Annotated in this window: 13 protein-coding genes; 6 read left to right on the top strand and 7 right to left on the bottom strand. The window is 73.8% G+C overall.

Annotation, left to right across the window (positions count from 1 at the left end; genetic code table 11):
• The first annotated feature begins 361 nt into the window (after positions 1–361).
• Complete coding sequence (locus OG715_RS13950; protein ID WP_266269032.1) at positions 362–1,063, top strand: bifunctional DNA primase/polymerase; 702 nt, start codon at positions 362–364, stop codon at positions 1,061–1,063.
• Positions 1,064–1,117: 54 nt separating this feature from the next.
• On the opposite strand, the gene map is transcribed toward OG715_RS13950, so the two are convergent.
• Positions 1,118–1,963 (bottom strand): type I methionyl aminopeptidase, encoded by an 846-nt coding sequence (gene map / locus OG715_RS13945; RefSeq protein WP_266269031.1) that lies wholly within the window; start codon positions 1,961–1,963, stop codon positions 1,118–1,120.
• Between the two features lie 134 nt (positions 1,964–2,097).
• On the opposite strand from map, the gene OG715_RS13940 reads away from it, so the two are divergent.
• Complete coding sequence (locus OG715_RS13940) at positions 2,098–2,331, top strand: hypothetical protein (protein ID WP_266269030.1); 234 nt, start codon at positions 2,098–2,100, stop codon at positions 2,329–2,331.
• A 16-nt stretch (positions 2,332–2,347) separates the two neighbouring features.
• Here OG715_RS13940 and OG715_RS13935 read toward each other — a convergent pair whose 3' ends face one another.
• Entirely contained in the window at positions 2,348–3,691 is a 1,344-nt protein-coding gene (locus OG715_RS13935; protein ID WP_407661106.1) for an MFS transporter, read from the bottom strand.
• 150 nt (positions 3,692–3,841) lie between these two features.
• Positions 3,842–4,465, bottom strand: coding sequence for a hypothetical protein (locus OG715_RS13930; protein WP_266269027.1), 624 nt, complete (start codon positions 4,463–4,465; stop codon positions 3,842–3,844).
• Positions 4,466–4,512: 47 nt separating this feature from the next.
• Here OG715_RS13930 and npdG point away from each other — a divergent pair, with 47 nt between their 5' ends.
• Both npdG and OG715_RS13920 read left to right on the top strand, forming a co-directional pair.
• A complete protein-coding gene (gene npdG / locus OG715_RS13925; RefSeq protein ID WP_045940430.1) occupies positions 4,513–5,205 on the top strand; it encodes an NADPH-dependent F420 reductase in 693 nt (230 codons plus the stop codon).
• Between the two features lie 139 nt (positions 5,206–5,344).
• A complete protein-coding gene (locus tag OG715_RS13920) occupies positions 5,345–5,530 on the top strand; it encodes a hypothetical protein (RefSeq protein ID WP_266269026.1) in 186 nt (61 codons plus the stop codon).
• Between the two features lie 36 nt (positions 5,531–5,566).
• On the opposite strand, the gene OG715_RS13915 is transcribed toward OG715_RS13920, so the two are convergent.
• Positions 5,567–6,382, bottom strand: coding sequence for a site-2 protease family protein (locus OG715_RS13915; RefSeq protein WP_266269025.1), 816 nt, complete (start codon positions 6,380–6,382; stop codon positions 5,567–5,569).
• Between the two features lie 206 nt (positions 6,383–6,588).
• Here OG715_RS13915 and OG715_RS13910 point away from each other — a divergent pair, with 206 nt between their 5' ends.
• Entirely contained in the window at positions 6,589–9,984 is a 3,396-nt protein-coding gene (locus tag OG715_RS13910; RefSeq protein WP_266269024.1) for an AfsR/SARP family transcriptional regulator, read from the top strand.
• Positions 9,985–10,076: 92 nt separating this feature from the next.
• Here OG715_RS13910 and OG715_RS13905 read toward each other — a convergent pair whose 3' ends face one another.
• The 3 genes from OG715_RS13905 to panB form a co-directional block, all read right to left on the bottom strand.
• Positions 10,077–10,889 carry an ABC transporter permease gene (locus OG715_RS13905; RefSeq protein ID WP_266269023.1) on the bottom strand — a complete coding sequence of 271 codons (813 nt, stop codon included), beginning with the start codon at positions 10,887–10,889 and terminating at the stop codon, positions 10,077–10,079.
• Complete coding sequence (locus tag OG715_RS13900) at positions 10,886–11,917, bottom strand: ATP-binding cassette domain-containing protein (protein WP_266269022.1); 1,032 nt, start codon at positions 11,915–11,917, stop codon at positions 10,886–10,888. Before OG715_RS13900 ends, OG715_RS13905 begins: the two co-directional genes overlap by 4 nt.
• A 144-nt stretch (positions 11,918–12,061) precedes the next feature.
• Positions 12,062–12,931, bottom strand: coding sequence for a 3-methyl-2-oxobutanoate hydroxymethyltransferase (gene panB, locus OG715_RS13895; protein ID WP_266269020.1), 870 nt, complete (start codon positions 12,929–12,931; stop codon positions 12,062–12,064).
• 265 nt (positions 12,932–13,196) lie between these two features.
• Between panB and OG715_RS13890 the strand changes: the two genes are divergently transcribed.
• Positions 13,197–14,843 (top strand): MFS transporter, encoded by a 1,647-nt coding sequence (locus OG715_RS13890; protein WP_266269019.1) that lies wholly within the window; start codon positions 13,197–13,199, stop codon positions 14,841–14,843.
• Positions 14,844–14,964 lie beyond the last annotated feature (121 nt).

Raw genomic sequence — 14,964 nt, 5'->3', positions numbered from 1 at the left:
GGCCGGGTGCCGGGAGTGTGACCGGAGAGGCACCGCCCCCGGTCATCCGAGGGGCCCGCGCACCCTTATCCTTCCTGTTACGCCCTCGGGGTCCACCCGGGTCAGCGGGCCCGTACGGGCCGGGCGAGGCGCATCTCATCGTGCCCGCCGGGCCGCCGAGCCGCAGCCGTCGTGCCGCCATGACTCCGTACCGTGACCCCCGGGCGTCGACCGTCCGGCAACCCCGGCTCCGGCCGGCGGGGCGCGGGACCGCAGTGCCGAGCACCACCCGGGGAAGCAGCGGGGGGCGCCGTGCGTTGCGTCGGAGTGGTACGTCGAACGCTGTGTCACACCAGGCACGGCAATGCGCGGAAGGGGCCCGATGGAATCCGGCGGCAGGTGGACGGCCTGGTGGCAGAAGCGGGATCGTGAGCGGGCCCGGTCGGCGGCACCCGACACCCCCGCCGCCAGACTGGACCAACTGCTCGGCGCGGTGCGCGCCGGGTTCCCGCTCGCTCCCGCCGCGCATCCGGCCGGGTACCGCTGTTCCTGCGACCGGGTGGCCTGTCCGGCCCCGGCCCAGCACCCGGTCTCCTTCGCCTGGCAGACGCAGGCCACCACCGACCCCGAGCAGCTCGCCCGCTGGCTCTCCCGCGACCCGTTGGCCAACTTCGTCACCGCCACCGGCCGCGCCCACGATGTCCTGGACGTCCCTGCCGAGGCCGGCCGGCTCGCCCTGGAGCGGCTGACCGCACTCGGCGTCGAGGGCCCGGTGGCCTCGGTCGGCGAGGACCGCTACCTGTTCTTCACCGCCACCAGGGGCACCCCGGTGGACGAGGACGAGTGGTGGCCGAGCGCCCTGGACTCCACGCCGGACACCATGTCCGAGCACCCCGGCCTGCGCTGGCACTGCCGCGGCTCGTACACCCTGCTGCCGCCGGCCGCGCTGCCGGACGGCTCGGAGGTGCGCTGGCTGCGCGGGCCGGAGCAGCCGCTGCCGGACCCGCTGCGCGTCCTGGACGTGCTGACCGACGCCTGCACCGAGGTCGGCGCGGTGGCCGAGGAGCAGTGGCTGATCGGCTGACGAGCCGTCCGCCGACGTGGGCCGGCCCACCGGGCCGGCCCGCGTCGTCCGGCGCTACGGGAGGGTGAGGACCTCCGCGCCGTCCGCAGTGACCACCAGGGTGTGCTCGAACTGGGCGGTGCGCTTGCGGTCCTTGGTGACGACGGTCCAGCCGTCCGCCCAGATCTCGTAGTCGTAGGTGCCCAGCGTGAGCATCGGCTCGATGGTGAAGGTCATGCCCGGCTTGATGACCTCGGTGGCCCGCTCGCTGTCGTAGTGCGGGACGATCAGGCCGGAGTGGAACGACGTGTTGATGCCGTGTCCGGTGAAGTCCCGGACCACGCCGTAGTCGAAGCGCTTGGCGTAGGACTCGATGACCCGTCCGATCACGTTGATCAGGCGGCCCGGCTTGACCGCCCTGATCGCCCGGTCCAGCGACTCCCTGGTCCGCTCGACCAGCAGCCGGGACTCCTCGTCCACGTCGCCGACCAGGTAGGTGGCGTTGAGGTCGCCGTGCACCCCGTGGATGTACGCGGTGGCGTCGATGTTGACGATGTCGCCGTCCTGGAGGACGGTCGAGTCGGGGATGCCGTGGCAGATGACCTCGTTGATCGAGGTGCAGACCGACTTGGGGAAGCCCCGGTAGCCGAGGTCGGACGGGTAGGCCCCGTGGTCGCACATGTACGCGTGCGCGACCGCGTCCAGCGCGTCCGTGGTGACGCCGGGCGCGATCAGCTTCGCCGCCTCGGCCATCGCCCGGGCGGCGATGCCGCCGGCGATCCGCATCTTCTCGATCGTCTCGGCGGTCTGCACCTCGGGCCCGGTGTACGGCGTCGGCGCGGGCTTCCCGACGTACTCGGGGCGCGGGATGTGCGCCGGGACCTTGCGGATGGGGGACTGGATGCCGGGTACGAGTGCCATGGCGCCGATTCTAATTGTCGGGCCCTCCGCTCCGGGGGCGGGCACCTGGTGTGCGGACGACGCCGGGGCGGGGAATGATCGGGACGACGCGACGCCAAGGCGGGGACACGACCGCCGCTACGGAGGTGACCACCATGGCCCTGGGATTCCGCCGGAACAAGCCGACCGGCCGACCCGGCGAATGGTTCTACTGCATCAAGCACGCCAAGGTCGAGGAGGGGCCGGAGTGCCCGGCCAAGGACCGCCTGGGCCCGTACTCCACCCAGCAGGAGGCGGCGCACGCGCTGGAGACGGCGGAGCTGCGCAACCGCGAGTGGAAGAACGACCCCCAGTGGAACGACCGGCCGCAGGACGGCGCGGGGGAGTAGTCGCGGGCGGGCAGCACTAGCCGGCGGTGGCGGGGCTCTCCTCGGTCGGGGAGAGCCCCACCGCCCGTTCCGCCGCCTCCCGTTCCGCCGCCGCGCGTTCGTGCTCGGCCCGGACGGCGGCCGCGTGCGGATCGGTGCGGTCGTCGTAGGACAGCAGCCGGGGCAGCGCGGTGGCCAGCGCGAGCACGCCCACCACACAGGCCACGCCGCCGACCCACACCGAGGCCCGGACGCCGACCAGCCCGGCCATGCCGCCCGCCCGGACCTGGCCGAGCTGCGGCCCGACCGAGTAGCTGAGCAGTTCGACCCCGGCCATCCGGCCGCGCAGCGCGTCCGGGATCGACTGGTTCCAGAGCGTGGAGCGGGCGATCCCGCTGATCTGGTCGGCGCCGCCGGCCAGCGCCAGGCAGAGCAGTACCGGCCAGACCGAGCCGGACAGGCCGGCCAGGGCGATCGCCACGCCCCAGCCGAGCGCCGCGACCAGCAGCAGCCGTCCGTGCCGGTGGATCCGGGACGTCCAGCCGCCGGTCACCGAGACCAGCAGGGCGCCGACCGCCGAGGCGGCGTACATCGGGCCGAGCGCCCAGCCGGCGTCGAGCTCGGCGGCCAGGAACGGGAAGATCGCCACCGGGAAGGCGAACAGCATCGCGCACAGGTCGATCGCGTAGGTGCCGAGCAGGTCCTTGCGGCTCCACGCGTAGCGGACGCCGGTGAGCACCGCCCGCACCGAGGGCTTCTCGGCGCCGGTGGGCGTCGGCACCGCCCGGATCCGGGAGAGCAGCAGCAGCGAGGCGGCGAAGGTGACCACGTCCAGGGCGAACGCGGTCTGCACCCCGGCGAAGGTGACCACGATGCCGGCCAGGGTCGGACCGGCCACCGAGGCGGCGTTGCGGTAGAGGGAGTTGAGCGCGAAGGCGGCGGTCAGCTGGTCGTGCGGGACGATCCGCGGGGTGAGCGAGTCCAGGGCCGGGCGCTGCAGGCCGTCGGCGGCGGCGACCAGCGCGGCCACCAGGTAGATCGGCCACAGCACGGGGGTCGGCAGCAGCGCGTTGACCAGCAGCAGGACGGAGAGCAGACCGAGCCCCGCCTCGGCGAACAGCACCAGGCGGCGGCGGTCCAGCGCGTCGGCGAGGGCGCCGCCCCAGAGGCCGAAGACGATCAGCGGGACCAGCTCGAAGGCGCCGACCAGGCCGACCGCGACCGAGGAGTCGGTCAGCTCCTTGATCTGCATCGGCACGGCGACGTAGGTGAGGAAGCTGCCGAAGCCGGTGACGCAGCCGGAGAGCCACAGCAGGCGGAACTCCCGGGAGGAGCGCCAGGGGGTCAGGTCGGGTGCGACCGTGCGCAGCAGGGACTTCACCCGACCGCTCGGTGACGGGGCGGCTTCGTTCACGAGCGACCATCCTCGGCGGGGGCCGGGCCCGGCCGCAACGGATTTTCCGGCCGCCGCACGGCGTGGTGCCCCGTCCGCCGCCCCGCCCGCTGCCTCCGGCCGCCGCCCGGCCCGCCGTCACCAGCGGCTGATCGTCGGCCCCGCCGTGAGCCGCTCGGCGAGCGCGGCCAGCCGCCCCAGCGCCGAGCGCTGCCCGGGCGGCTGCCCGGCGGCGGCGCTGACCAGGTGCTGGGCGAGGTCGAAGGGCTCGTCCTCGGCCGTGCCGACGGCGAGCCGCCGGTGCGCCAGCCCGGCCAGCTCGCCCTGGCCGGCGGACCCGTCCGGGGTTCCGGGCGCCGCGCCCTCCAGCGCCAGCACCGTCGCCCCGTGCCGGCGGGCGTCGTGCACCCGCTCCAGCAGCCGTTCCTCCGCCGAGGTCGGGGCGACCACCAGGACGGTCGCCCCGCGCCCGGCCCCGGTCAGCCGCCCCAGACCGTGCGCCAGATGGGCCGGGGCGGCGGCCGGGACCCGGTGCCGCAGCAGGGTGGGCGCCAGCCGGGGGACGTCCGACCAGGCGGCCTCGTCCTCCAGGTGGGCGGCCAGGTGCCATGGCTCGTACCCGGTGGTGCCGACGAGCAGCAGCTCGCCCGCGCCGCGCCGGGTGACCGCGTGCCGGAGCTCCCCGGCGAAGCCGCCGACGGCTTCCAGCCAACCGGTTCCGGCCAGACGGTCCCTCAGTGCCGAAACTCTCACCGCGTCCATGGCGCTCAGGATGTCGCGACGGGCCGCTCGTTTGGCAGGATCGGCCCATGACTTCCCTCGATTCAGCGACAAACCCGGCCCATGAGCTGCCGGACGTCTCGCAGCTGGTGGTCGGTGTCCTCGGCGGCACCGGCGACCAGGGGCGGGGGCTGGCCCTGCGGCTGGCCAAGGCCGGCCAGCAGGTGATCATCGGTTCGCGCGACGCGGCCCGCGCGCAGGCCTCGGCGGACGCGATCGGCCTCGGGGTGCGCGGCGCGGACAACGCCGCCACCGCCCGTGAGAGCGACATCGTCATCGTGGCGGTGCCCTGGGACGGGCACGCCGCCACCCTCACCGCCCTCCGCGAGGAGCTGGCCGGCAAGATCGTGGTGGACTGCGTCAACCCGCTCGGCTTCGACAAGCAGGGCGCCTTCGCGCTCGTCCCGGAGGAGGGCAGCGCCGCCCAGCAGGCCGCCGCCCTGCTGCCGGACTCCCGGGTGACCGCGGCCTTCCACCACCTGTCGGCGGTGCTGCTCCAGGACGAGTCGATCGAGCGGATCGACACCGATGTGATGGTGCTCGGCGAGGAGCGGGCCGCCACCGACATCGTGCAGGCGCTGGCCGGCCGGATCCCCGGCATGCGGGGCATCTTCGCGGGCCGGCTGCGCAACGCGCACCAGGTGGAGTCGCTGGTGGCGAACCTCATCTCGGTCAACCGCCGCTACAAGGCGCACGCGGGGCTGCGCATCACGGACGTCTGAGCACCGGCGTCCACCGGCTGCCCGGTCCGGTCGTCCGACGGTCGGACCGGATCGCCGACCTCACCCCTGGACCCGGTCCGGGGGTGAGGTCGGCGACAATGGGGGCCGACCTCACCCCCGGCCGCAGGAGTACCCCGCCATGCCCCGCACGTCCGTCCTCGCCTCGCTCGTCGTCGTTCTCGCGCTGGCCGCCGCCGTGGTCTCGCTGGTGCAGGGCTGGTGGCTCGGCCTGGTCTGGCTGCCGATGGCCGGCATCGCCAGCAATGTGCTCTGGATGAACCTGCGCCGGGAGAAGCTGGCCCGCGCGGCGGCCGAGCGCGCCTGAAGCCCGCCCCGGAGGGCACGCCCCGGCCCGGCCCGGTCAGTCCTTCCAGAACATGAAGAGCTCGTGGCCCACCTGCGGGTAGGCCCGCTCGACGCCCAGCAGGTCCATCGCCCCGTACACGGTCTCGAAGAACCAGTGGTTGATCTCCGGCTGCCAGAGCAGCGCGAAGACGGCCAGCATGCCGTACGGCGCGAACGGCTCGATCGCCCGCCGGGTCTTGGCCGAGAGCCAGGGCTCGACGATCCCGTAGCCGTCCAGGCCGGGCACCGGCAGCAGGTTGAGCAGGGTCGCGCTCAGCTGGAGCATGCCGAGGAAGCCCAGGGCGAGCGCCAGCGGCGAGACGTTCAGCTCGTAGCCGTTCCAGACCGCGTGCACCGCGGTGTCGTCCAGCCAGCCCGCGCCGATCGGGAGCAGCAGCAGTACCGCGGCGAGCAGGTTCACCAGCGGCCCGGCGGCCGAGATCAGGCTGTGCTTGAGCCGCCCCCGCACCCGGTGCCGCTCGATCCAGACCGCGCCGCCGGGCAGGCCGATGCCGCCCAGCAGCACGAAGACGATCGGCAGCACGAAGCTGAGCAGGGCGTTGGCGTACTTGAACGGGTTGAGGGTCAGGTAGCCCTTGGCGCCGACGCTGATGTCGCCGCCGTGCAGCGCGGTGCGCGCGTGCGCGTACTCGTGCAGGCAGAGCGAGACCATCCAGCCGGCCACCACGAACAGGAAGATCCCGAACCGGGCGTTGCCGTAGCCCTGGAACACCGCCACGGCGGAGGTGGCGAAGATCGCGAGCAGGGCCCAGAACACCGGGCTGATCCGGCGGTCCTCGCTGCGTGAGCGCTGCGTGGCGGCGAAGGTCATGGTGTGGGTGCTCCGGTGGTCGGGGGATGAGGGCGGGGCAGAGGCCGATCATGCCGGGCGGGCCCGCGCCGGACAAGCCGTCCAGGGTGAACGTACGGCGCCCGGCACCGGGTTCCTGGCGCGGTCCCCCGGACTCAGGGTGCAGTCAGGGTCGAGGGCTGGACAAATGTGCGTGGGGGACGGGGTCGATCCACCAGAATGGTGCGGTGCACTACGGCATCCTCGGCACCACCACGGCCCACCACGACGACGGCACCCCGGTCCCGCTCGGCGGAGCCCGGCTGCGCGCCCTGCTCGCCGCGCTGGCACTGCGCCAGGGGCGGCCGGTGCCGGCCGACCTGCTGGTCGACGAGGTGTGGGACGCCGAGCCACCGCAGGACGCGTCGGCCGCGCTCCAGACCCTGGTCGGCCGGCTGCGCCGGACCATCGGCCGCGACCGGGTCGGCTCCGGCCCGGCCGGGTACTGGCTGACCGAGCCCGCCACCGACCTCGCCGAGTTCCAGCGGCTGGCCGGGGAGGGCCGCCGGGCGCTGGAGCAGGGCGACGAGGTGTCGGCCGCCGAGCGGCTGCGCGCCGCGCTCTCGCTGTGGCGCGGCCCGGCGCTCGCCGACCTGCCGGACCGGGGCGGCCCGGCGACCAGGCTGGAGGCGCAGCGCGAGGAGGTCCGCCGGCACCGGATCACCGCCGAGCTCGGCCTCGGCCGGGCGGCCGAGCTGGTGGCGGAGCTCGCCGAGCTGTGCGAGGGCCGGCCGCTGGACGAGCCGTTGCAGTACCTGATGGTCCGGGCGCTGCACGAGTCCGGCCGCACGGCCGAGGCGCTGCGCCACTACGAGCGGACCAGGCGGGCCCTGGCGGACGAGCTGGGCGTGGATCCCGGGCGCCGGCTCCAGTCGCTGTACGCCGAGCTGCTGAGCCCGGCCGGTCCGGCCGCCCCGGCCGAGGCGGGCGCCCCGACCCCCGGCGCGGCGACCGCGGAGCCCGCGACACCGGCACCGACATCGGCACCGGCACCCGCACCGGCGCCGCCCGCCCGCGCGCCCGGCAATCTGCGCGGCCGGCTGACCAGCTTCGTCGGCCGGGAGAACGACCTCGCCGCGCTGCGCTCCGTCCTGGCCACCAGCCGGCTGGTCACCCTGACCGGCCCCGGCGGCTCCGGCAAGACCAGGCTCTCGGTCGAGGCCGGCCGTCTGGAGCAGGGCGCCGGGCACTGGCCGGACGGCGTCTGGGTGGCCGAGCTCGCCCCGGTGGAGCGCCCGGACGCGGTGCCGGGCGCGGTGGTGTCGGCGCTCGGCCTGCGCGCGACCGTCCTGCACACCGGCGCCAGCATGGTCGCCGAGGTGATCGAGGGCCGCACCGACGACCCGGTGCGCCGGCTGATCGAGCACTGCGGACGCCGCCGGATGCTGCTCGTCCTGGACAACTGCGAGCACCTGATCCAGTCCGCCGCCGACCTCGCGGACACCCTGCTCACCGAGTGCCCGGGCCTGACCGTGCTGGCCACCAGCCGGGAGCCGCTGGGGGTGCCGGGCGAGACCGTGCTGCCGGTCGAGCCGCTGCCGGACGCGGTGGCGCTGCGGCTGCTGACCGAGCGGGCCGCCGCCGCCCGCCCCGGCTTCGACCCGCGGAGCGACCCGGAGGCCTGCGCCGAGATCTGCCGCCGGCTGGACGGTCTGCCGCTCGCCATCGAACTGGCCGCCGCCCGGCTCCGGGTGATGACGGCCCGGCAGATCGCCGACCGGCTGGACAGCCGCTTCGCGCTGCTCACCGCGGGCAGCCGGACCCTGCTGCCGCGCCAGCAGACGCTGCGCGCGGTGGTCGACTGGAGCTGGGACCTGCTCGGCAAGCAGGAGCGCGCGGTGCTGCGCCGGCTGGCGGTGTTCGCGGGCGGCTGGACCCTGGAGGCGGCCGAGTCGGTCTGCTCGGACGGGGCCGAGGTGCCCCGCGAGGAGGTCGCCGACCTGCTGCTCTCGCTGGTCGACAAGTCCCTGCTGGTGGCCGACCTGGACGGCGAGGGGCCGCCGCGCTACCGGATGCTGGAGACCATCCACGAGTACACCGACGAGCGGCTGGCCGAGGCCGAGGAGACCGCCGACACCGGGGGCCGGCACGTCTCGTACTTCCGCGAGCTGGTCCGCGGCGCCGACCTCCAGGTCCACGGGCCGGAGCAGCTGCACTGGCTGGCGGTGCTGGAGCGCGAGCACGACAACATCAGGGCGGCGCTGCGCCGCGCCGTCTGCCGCCACGACGAGGGCGAGGCGCTGGTCCTGGCGCTGGGCATGAGCTGGTACTGGTCGCTGCGCGGCTACAGCCAGGAGGCCCGCCGCTGGTACGACGCGGTGCTGTCGATCGGTCCCGACCCGTTCGACGACGCCGCCCGCCCGGTGCCGCTGGACCGGCATGTGCTGGAGTACCCGGCGCCGATGCCGCCGGAGGCGCTGGGGGAGGCCCGCCGGGCGATCGTCATCTACCGGCTGATCACCATGTTCGAGGGCAATCTCGACGTCCTGGCCGACGAGGAGGCGGTCGCGACCGCCCGCAAGGTCACCGAGGCCTACGGCCGCGACCTGCCGCAGTCCTACCGTTTCCCCGGGCTGATGCGGGTCTTCGGCGCCTTCCTGATCGGCCAGCTGGACACCATGCGCGACCTGCTGGACGACGCGGTGGCGGGCTGCCGGGAGCACGGCAACGCGAGCGACCTGGCGTTCATCCTGCAGATCCGGGCCAAGATGATGAACGACTGGCCGGGCGGGGCGGAGCAGAGCACGCTGGACGGCGAGGAGTCGCTGGAGCTGTACCGCCGGGCCGGCGACCGCTGGGGGATGTCCCAGGCGCTGTCCGCGCGCGGTGAGTCGCTGGCCAACCAGGGCCGCTCGGAGGAGGCGGTCGAGGCGTACCGCCGGGCGATCGAGCTGGCCGAGGAGCTGGGCGCGCCGCAGGAGGTGCCGATGCTCCAGGTGCACCTGGGGTCGGCGATGCTGGACGACGACCTCGTGACGGGGGAGCGGCAGATCCGGGCGGCGCTGGACGGGATCGAGCCGGGGGACAACCAGGCGACCAACGGCGCGCTGCTGTTCGGTCATCTGATGCTCTGCGGCATCAATGTGCAGCGCGGGGACTACGAGCGGGCCCTGGCCGAGCTGGACGTGCTCCGGTGGACCCGGATCGGCGCGTTCGCCCCGGACGTGGTGGGCGGGATGCTGACCGTCACCCGGGGCTGGATCACCGCCCGGGCCGGCGATCCCGACCTCGGGCGGGAGCTGGTCCGCGAGGGCCGGCAGCTGATGCGCTCGGTGCCGGCTGCGGCGAGCGGCTTCGTGGAGCAGATGTCGGTGATGCTGCTGCCGCCGGTGATCGGGCTGCTGGAGGCCTTCGCCCGGCGGGACGGCGACCTGGCGCAGGCCCGGCTCGCCGCGGTGCTGTTCGGCGCGCACGCTGGGATGAACGGGCCGAAGGGCGGCTACCTCGACCGGGTCGAGCGCGAGCGGGCCGAGCACATCCTGCGCGGGATGCTCGGTGACGCGGAGTTCGAGGCGGCGGTCGCCGAGGGGCGGACGATGTCCATGGCGGAGAGCAACGCGATGCTCGACGAGCTGGTGCGCTGACCCCGTGCCGCCCGGAGCAGGGCGGCACGGGGTCGGGCAGCCGGCACCGGGCGCTCCCCTCGCGCGTCCGGGGCCGGCCGGTCGGCCGGGGCTCAGGTCCGCTTGCGGAACCGGGCGACGGCGAGCGGGGCGAAGACCGCGGTGATGCCGACCGACCAGGCCAGCACGATCAGCACCGGGTGCGCCACCGCGCCCTGGCCGTTCATCAGGGCCCGGCAGGCGTCGGCCAGCGCGGACAGCGGGTTGACCTTGGTGAAGGCCTGGAGCCAGCCCGGCATGGTGTCGGTCGGGGCGAAGATCGAGCTGCCGAACTGCATCGGCATCAGGACCAGCATGGCGACTCCCTGGACGGCCTGGGCGCTGCGCAGCGCCATGCCCAGCAGCATCGAGATCCACACGATGGACATGCCGAAGAGCAGCGAGAGTCCGACTGCGGCCAGCAGCTCCAGGAAGCCGCCCTTCAGCTCGAAGCCGAGGATCAGCGCGAAGACGATCAGGATGGTGAAGGAGAGCAGGGCGCGGCAGGTCTCGGCGGCGATCTTGGAGAGCAGGACCGAGGACCGGCCGATCGGCAGGGTCCGGAACCGGTCCATCACCCCGGTCTGGAAGTCGCTGTTGAGGCCGGTGCCGACGGCCATCGCCAGGGTGATGCCGGTCTGCCCGAGCAGGCCGGGGATCATGTACTGCTTGTAGGCGTCCTGGCCGCCGGAGATGGCGCCGCCGAAGACGTAGACGAAGAGCACGGTGAAGATGACCGGCATCAGGACGGCGTCGAACATCGACTCCGGGTCGGCCTTGATCCGCATCAGGTTGCGGCGGGTCAGCGCGCCGACGTGCCGCAGATGGCCGGGCAGGCCGATCCGGCCCTCCTCGGCCCGGGCGGGGGCGAGCGTGGCGGTGGTCATGCGACGGGCTCCTTGGCGAGGCTGGGGGCGGCGTCCTCGGCCGCCGGGCGGTCCGAGGGCTTGCCGGTGATGGCGAGGAAGACCTCGTCCAGGCTGGGCAGCTTGGTGTCGATGTCGGCGATGCCGAAGCCCCGGGTGCCGAGGACGCCGATCACGGCGGTCAGCTGCTCCTCGGAGGTGAGCGGCACCGACAGCAGGCCGGTGTCGGCGGAGAAGGTGGCGGTGGCGATGCCGGTGTCGTGCAGGCAGCGGGCCATCTCCGGCAGCTCGGCCGGGTGGTTGGGCCGGACCTGGAGGGTGCGGCCGCCGACCTGGGCCTTGAGGTCGGCGATGCCGCCGGCCGCGATCACCCGGCCCCGGTCGATGACGGTCAGCTCGTTGGCGAGCTGCTCCGCCTCCTCCATGTACTGGGTGGTGAGCAGCACGGTGGCGCCCTCGGCGACCATCCGCTGCACCTCGTCCCAGACCTCGTTGCGGGTGCGCGGGTCCAGGCCGGTGGTGGGCTCGTCCAAGTAGAGGACCCGGGGCCGGCCGATCATGGAGGCGGCCAGGTCGAGGCGGCGGCGCATGCCGCCGGAGTAGGTCTTGGCGACGCGCTTGGCGGCCTCGGTGAGCGAGAACCGCTCCAGCAGCTCGGTGGCGCGCGCCTTGGCGTCCTTGCTGGAGAGGTCCAGCAGGCGGCCGATCAGGTAGAGGTTCTCGTAGCCGGAGAGCAGTTCGTCGACGGAGGCGTACTGGCCGGTGAGGCCGATGGTGCGGCGCAGCTGCTTGGGCTGGCGCAGCACGTCGTAGCCGCCGACGAAGGCGGTGCCGGCGTCGGGCTTGATGAGGGTGGAGAGGACGCGGACCAGGGTGGTCTTGCCGGCTCCGTTGGGGCCGAGCACGCCGAGGACGGTGCCCTCGCGCACGGTGAGGTCGACGCCGTCGAGCGCCTTGGTGCTGCCGAAGTGCTTGACGATGCCGCGGACCTCGACGGCATTCCCCGCAGCGGGCCCCCGGTCGTTCGGGGCGGTGGAGATTCGTGTCATGCGGTAAGACTGTCCGGCCCGGCTGTCAGCCCGCTGTCAGCGGGGTGACGGGCGGGCGGCCCGCCGGCGAGCCGCTGTCGGCGCGCTGTCAGGCGGCTGTCACCGGGTCCCGGCCGTGGCCGGGACCCGGTGACGGGGAGCGCGTCAGTGGAAGGTGTGCTCCGGGGCGGGGAAGGCGTCGCCGCGGACGTCCTCGGCGAACGCGCGGGCGGCGTCGCCGAGGACGGCCCGCAGGTTGGCGTACTGCTTGACGAACTTGGGCACCCGGCCCGCCGTCATGCCGGCGAAGTCGGTCCAGACCAGCACCTGGGCGTCGCAGTCGACCCCGGCGCCGATGCCGACGGTGGGGACGGTGAGCTGCTCGGTGACCTGCTTGGCCAGCTCGGCGGGCACCGCTTCCAGGACGACCGCGAAGGCGCCGGACTGCTGCACCGCCTTGGCGTCCCGCAGCAGCTGGTGCGCGGCCTCGTCGCCGCGGCCCTGGACGGGGTAGCCGCCCAGCGCGTGCACGGACTGCGGGGTGAGGCCGATGTGCGCCATCACCGGGATGCCGGCCTCGACCAGCAGCTCGATCGAGCGGGCGCTGCGCTCGCCGCCCTCCAGCTTGACCGCGCCGACCCCGGCGTCCTTCATCAGGCGGACCGCGTTGTGCATCGCCTGGGCCGGGGACTCCTGGTAGGAGCCGAACGGCAGGTCGGCGACGATCATGGCCCGCTTGGTGCCCCGGACGACGGCGCCGGCCAGCATGACCATCTGGTCCATGGTCACCGGCACGGTGGTCTCGTAGCCGAGGTGGCAGTTGCCGGCGGAGTCGCCGACCAGCAGGACGGGCGTGCCGGCCTCGTCGAAGACGCCGGCGGTGAGGGCGTCGTAGGCGGTCAGCATCGACCACTTCTCGCCGCGCTGCTTGGCTGCGGCGAGGTCGCGGACGGTGACGCGGCGGGTGGTGACCCCACCGTAGAGGGTGGTGGTCGACGCCTGGTTCTGGGCAGGCGAAGGCGAAGAAGCGTTCATCGAACAGGCTCCTGAAGGGTTGTCGTCTCGTGGCGCCGTGCGGCGTCCCCGGATCACCTCCATGCTTGCACGGCCCGGCGCGGGTGCAAAAGGGGCGAGGCCGCGCCGGGTGCGGGAACGGTACGGCGGATCTTTGCCAGGGTTTTACGAAACGGAGCCGTCTCGTATCGAAATGAGCGCTACGCTCACTGCGGGGGGATTACGAGACGACCGCGGCTCGAATTTGCCCGCCAGTGCCACGCCGTACCACGGACGGGAAGAAGCCATGACCACCGCCGCCGCGCCACCCCGGGTGCCGGAAGCCATCCACCGCCGCCGCTGGGCGATCCTGGGCACCCTGGTGCTCGCCCTGCTCGTCGTCGTCCTCGACAACTCGATCCTCAACGTCGCGATGAAGACCATCGCCTCCCCGGCGCCCACCGGCATCGGCGCCAGCCAGAGCGACCTGGAATGGTCGATCAACTCCTACACCCTGGTCTTCGCCGGACTGCTGTTCACCTCCGGACTGCTGGGCGACCGCTTCGGCCGCAAGCGGGCCCTGCTGGCCGGCATGGTGGTCTTCGGTATCGCCTCGCTGCTCTCCGCGCTCGCCTCCACACCGGGCGAACTGATCGGCTACCGCGCCCTGATGGGCGTCGGCGGGGCGCTGGCCATGCCGGCCACGCTCGCCATCATCATGAACGTCTTCGAGCGCGCCGAGCAGCCCAAGGCGATCGGCATCTGGGCCGGCGCGGTCGGACTCGCGATCGCGATCGGCCCGATCACCGGCGGCCTGCTGATAGAGCACTTCTGGTGGGGCTCGGTCTTCCTGGTCAACGTGCCGATCGTGATCGTCGCGGTGATCGCGATGGCCCTGCTCGTCCCGGAGTCCAAGGACCCGAACCCGGGCCGGATGGACCCGGTCGGCGTGCTGCTCTCCATCGTCGGCCTGGTCGCGCTGATCTACGGCATCATCAAGGGCGGCGAGCTGGCGGACTTCACCGCCGTCGCGGCCTGGGGGCCGGTGCTGCTCGGCCTGGTGGCGCTGACCGCCTTCGTGCTCTACGAGCGCCGCACCGCGCACCCCGCGCTGGACGTCAACTGGTTCCGCGAGAAGGTGTTCAGCGCCTCGGTGGTGGTGATCGGCGTGGTGTTCTTCGCGCTGATGGGCGTCTCGTTCTTCGGCGTCTTCTACACCCAGAGCGTGCGCGGCTACAGCGCCCTGGAGGCCGGTGTGCTGATGCTGCCGCTGGCCGCCGCCCAGCTGGTCTTCGCCCCGCGCGCCCGGCTGGTGGTCGACCGCTTCGGCGTCCGGGCCACCTGCGCCGCCGGCATGGCGTTCATCGCGGCCGGGTTCCTCGGCTACCTGCTGCTGAGCGCCACCACCCCGATCTGGGTGCTGGTCGTGCTCGGCCTGCTGATGGGTACCGGCATGGCGCACGTCATGCCGCCGATCACGGTCGCGATCATGGGTTCGCTGCCGCGCGAGAAGGCCGGTGCGGGTTCGGCCGTCAACAACACCTTCCGCCAGGTCGGCGGCTCGCTCGGGGTCGCGGTGCTCGGTGCCGTGCTCTCCACCGTCTACCGCGACGGGATGTCCGACAAGCTCGCCCAGCTGCCCACCCCGGAGCTCCGGGAGAAGGCGGGCGAGTCGTTGGAGGCCACCATGGCCGTCGCCGCGCGGCTCGGCGAGCGGGGCAAGGACCTGATCGGTCCGGCCAACGACTCCTTCATCCACGCGATGCACGTGGTGGCCGGGCTCTCCGCCGGGATCACCGCGGCCGGCGCCCTGCTGGCCTGGCTCCTGCTGCCCGGCAAGGCGCCGGCCGGCGGCCCGGGTGCCGGCCCCGCCGGACCCGGCGCGGCGGCGGACGCGGCCCAGCACGGCGAGCGGGCCGGTTCGGCCCCCCGCAAGGCGGCCGCGGACGCCTGACCGGCGGCCGGACTGAGCGAGAATGGGGCCCTGTCGCCGGGAGGACCGCCGGTGACAGGGCCCACGAGCGCGTGCGACCCCCGCCACTCTCCGGGCGGGGGCTCCACAACCGGGAGATGCG

Source organism: Kitasatospora purpeofusca, from assembly GCF_036010405.1.
Lineage (GTDB): Bacteria > Actinomycetota > Actinomycetes > Streptomycetales > Streptomycetaceae > Kitasatospora > Kitasatospora purpeofusca.
This window is presented reverse-complemented; position numbering and strand designations above follow the sequence as displayed.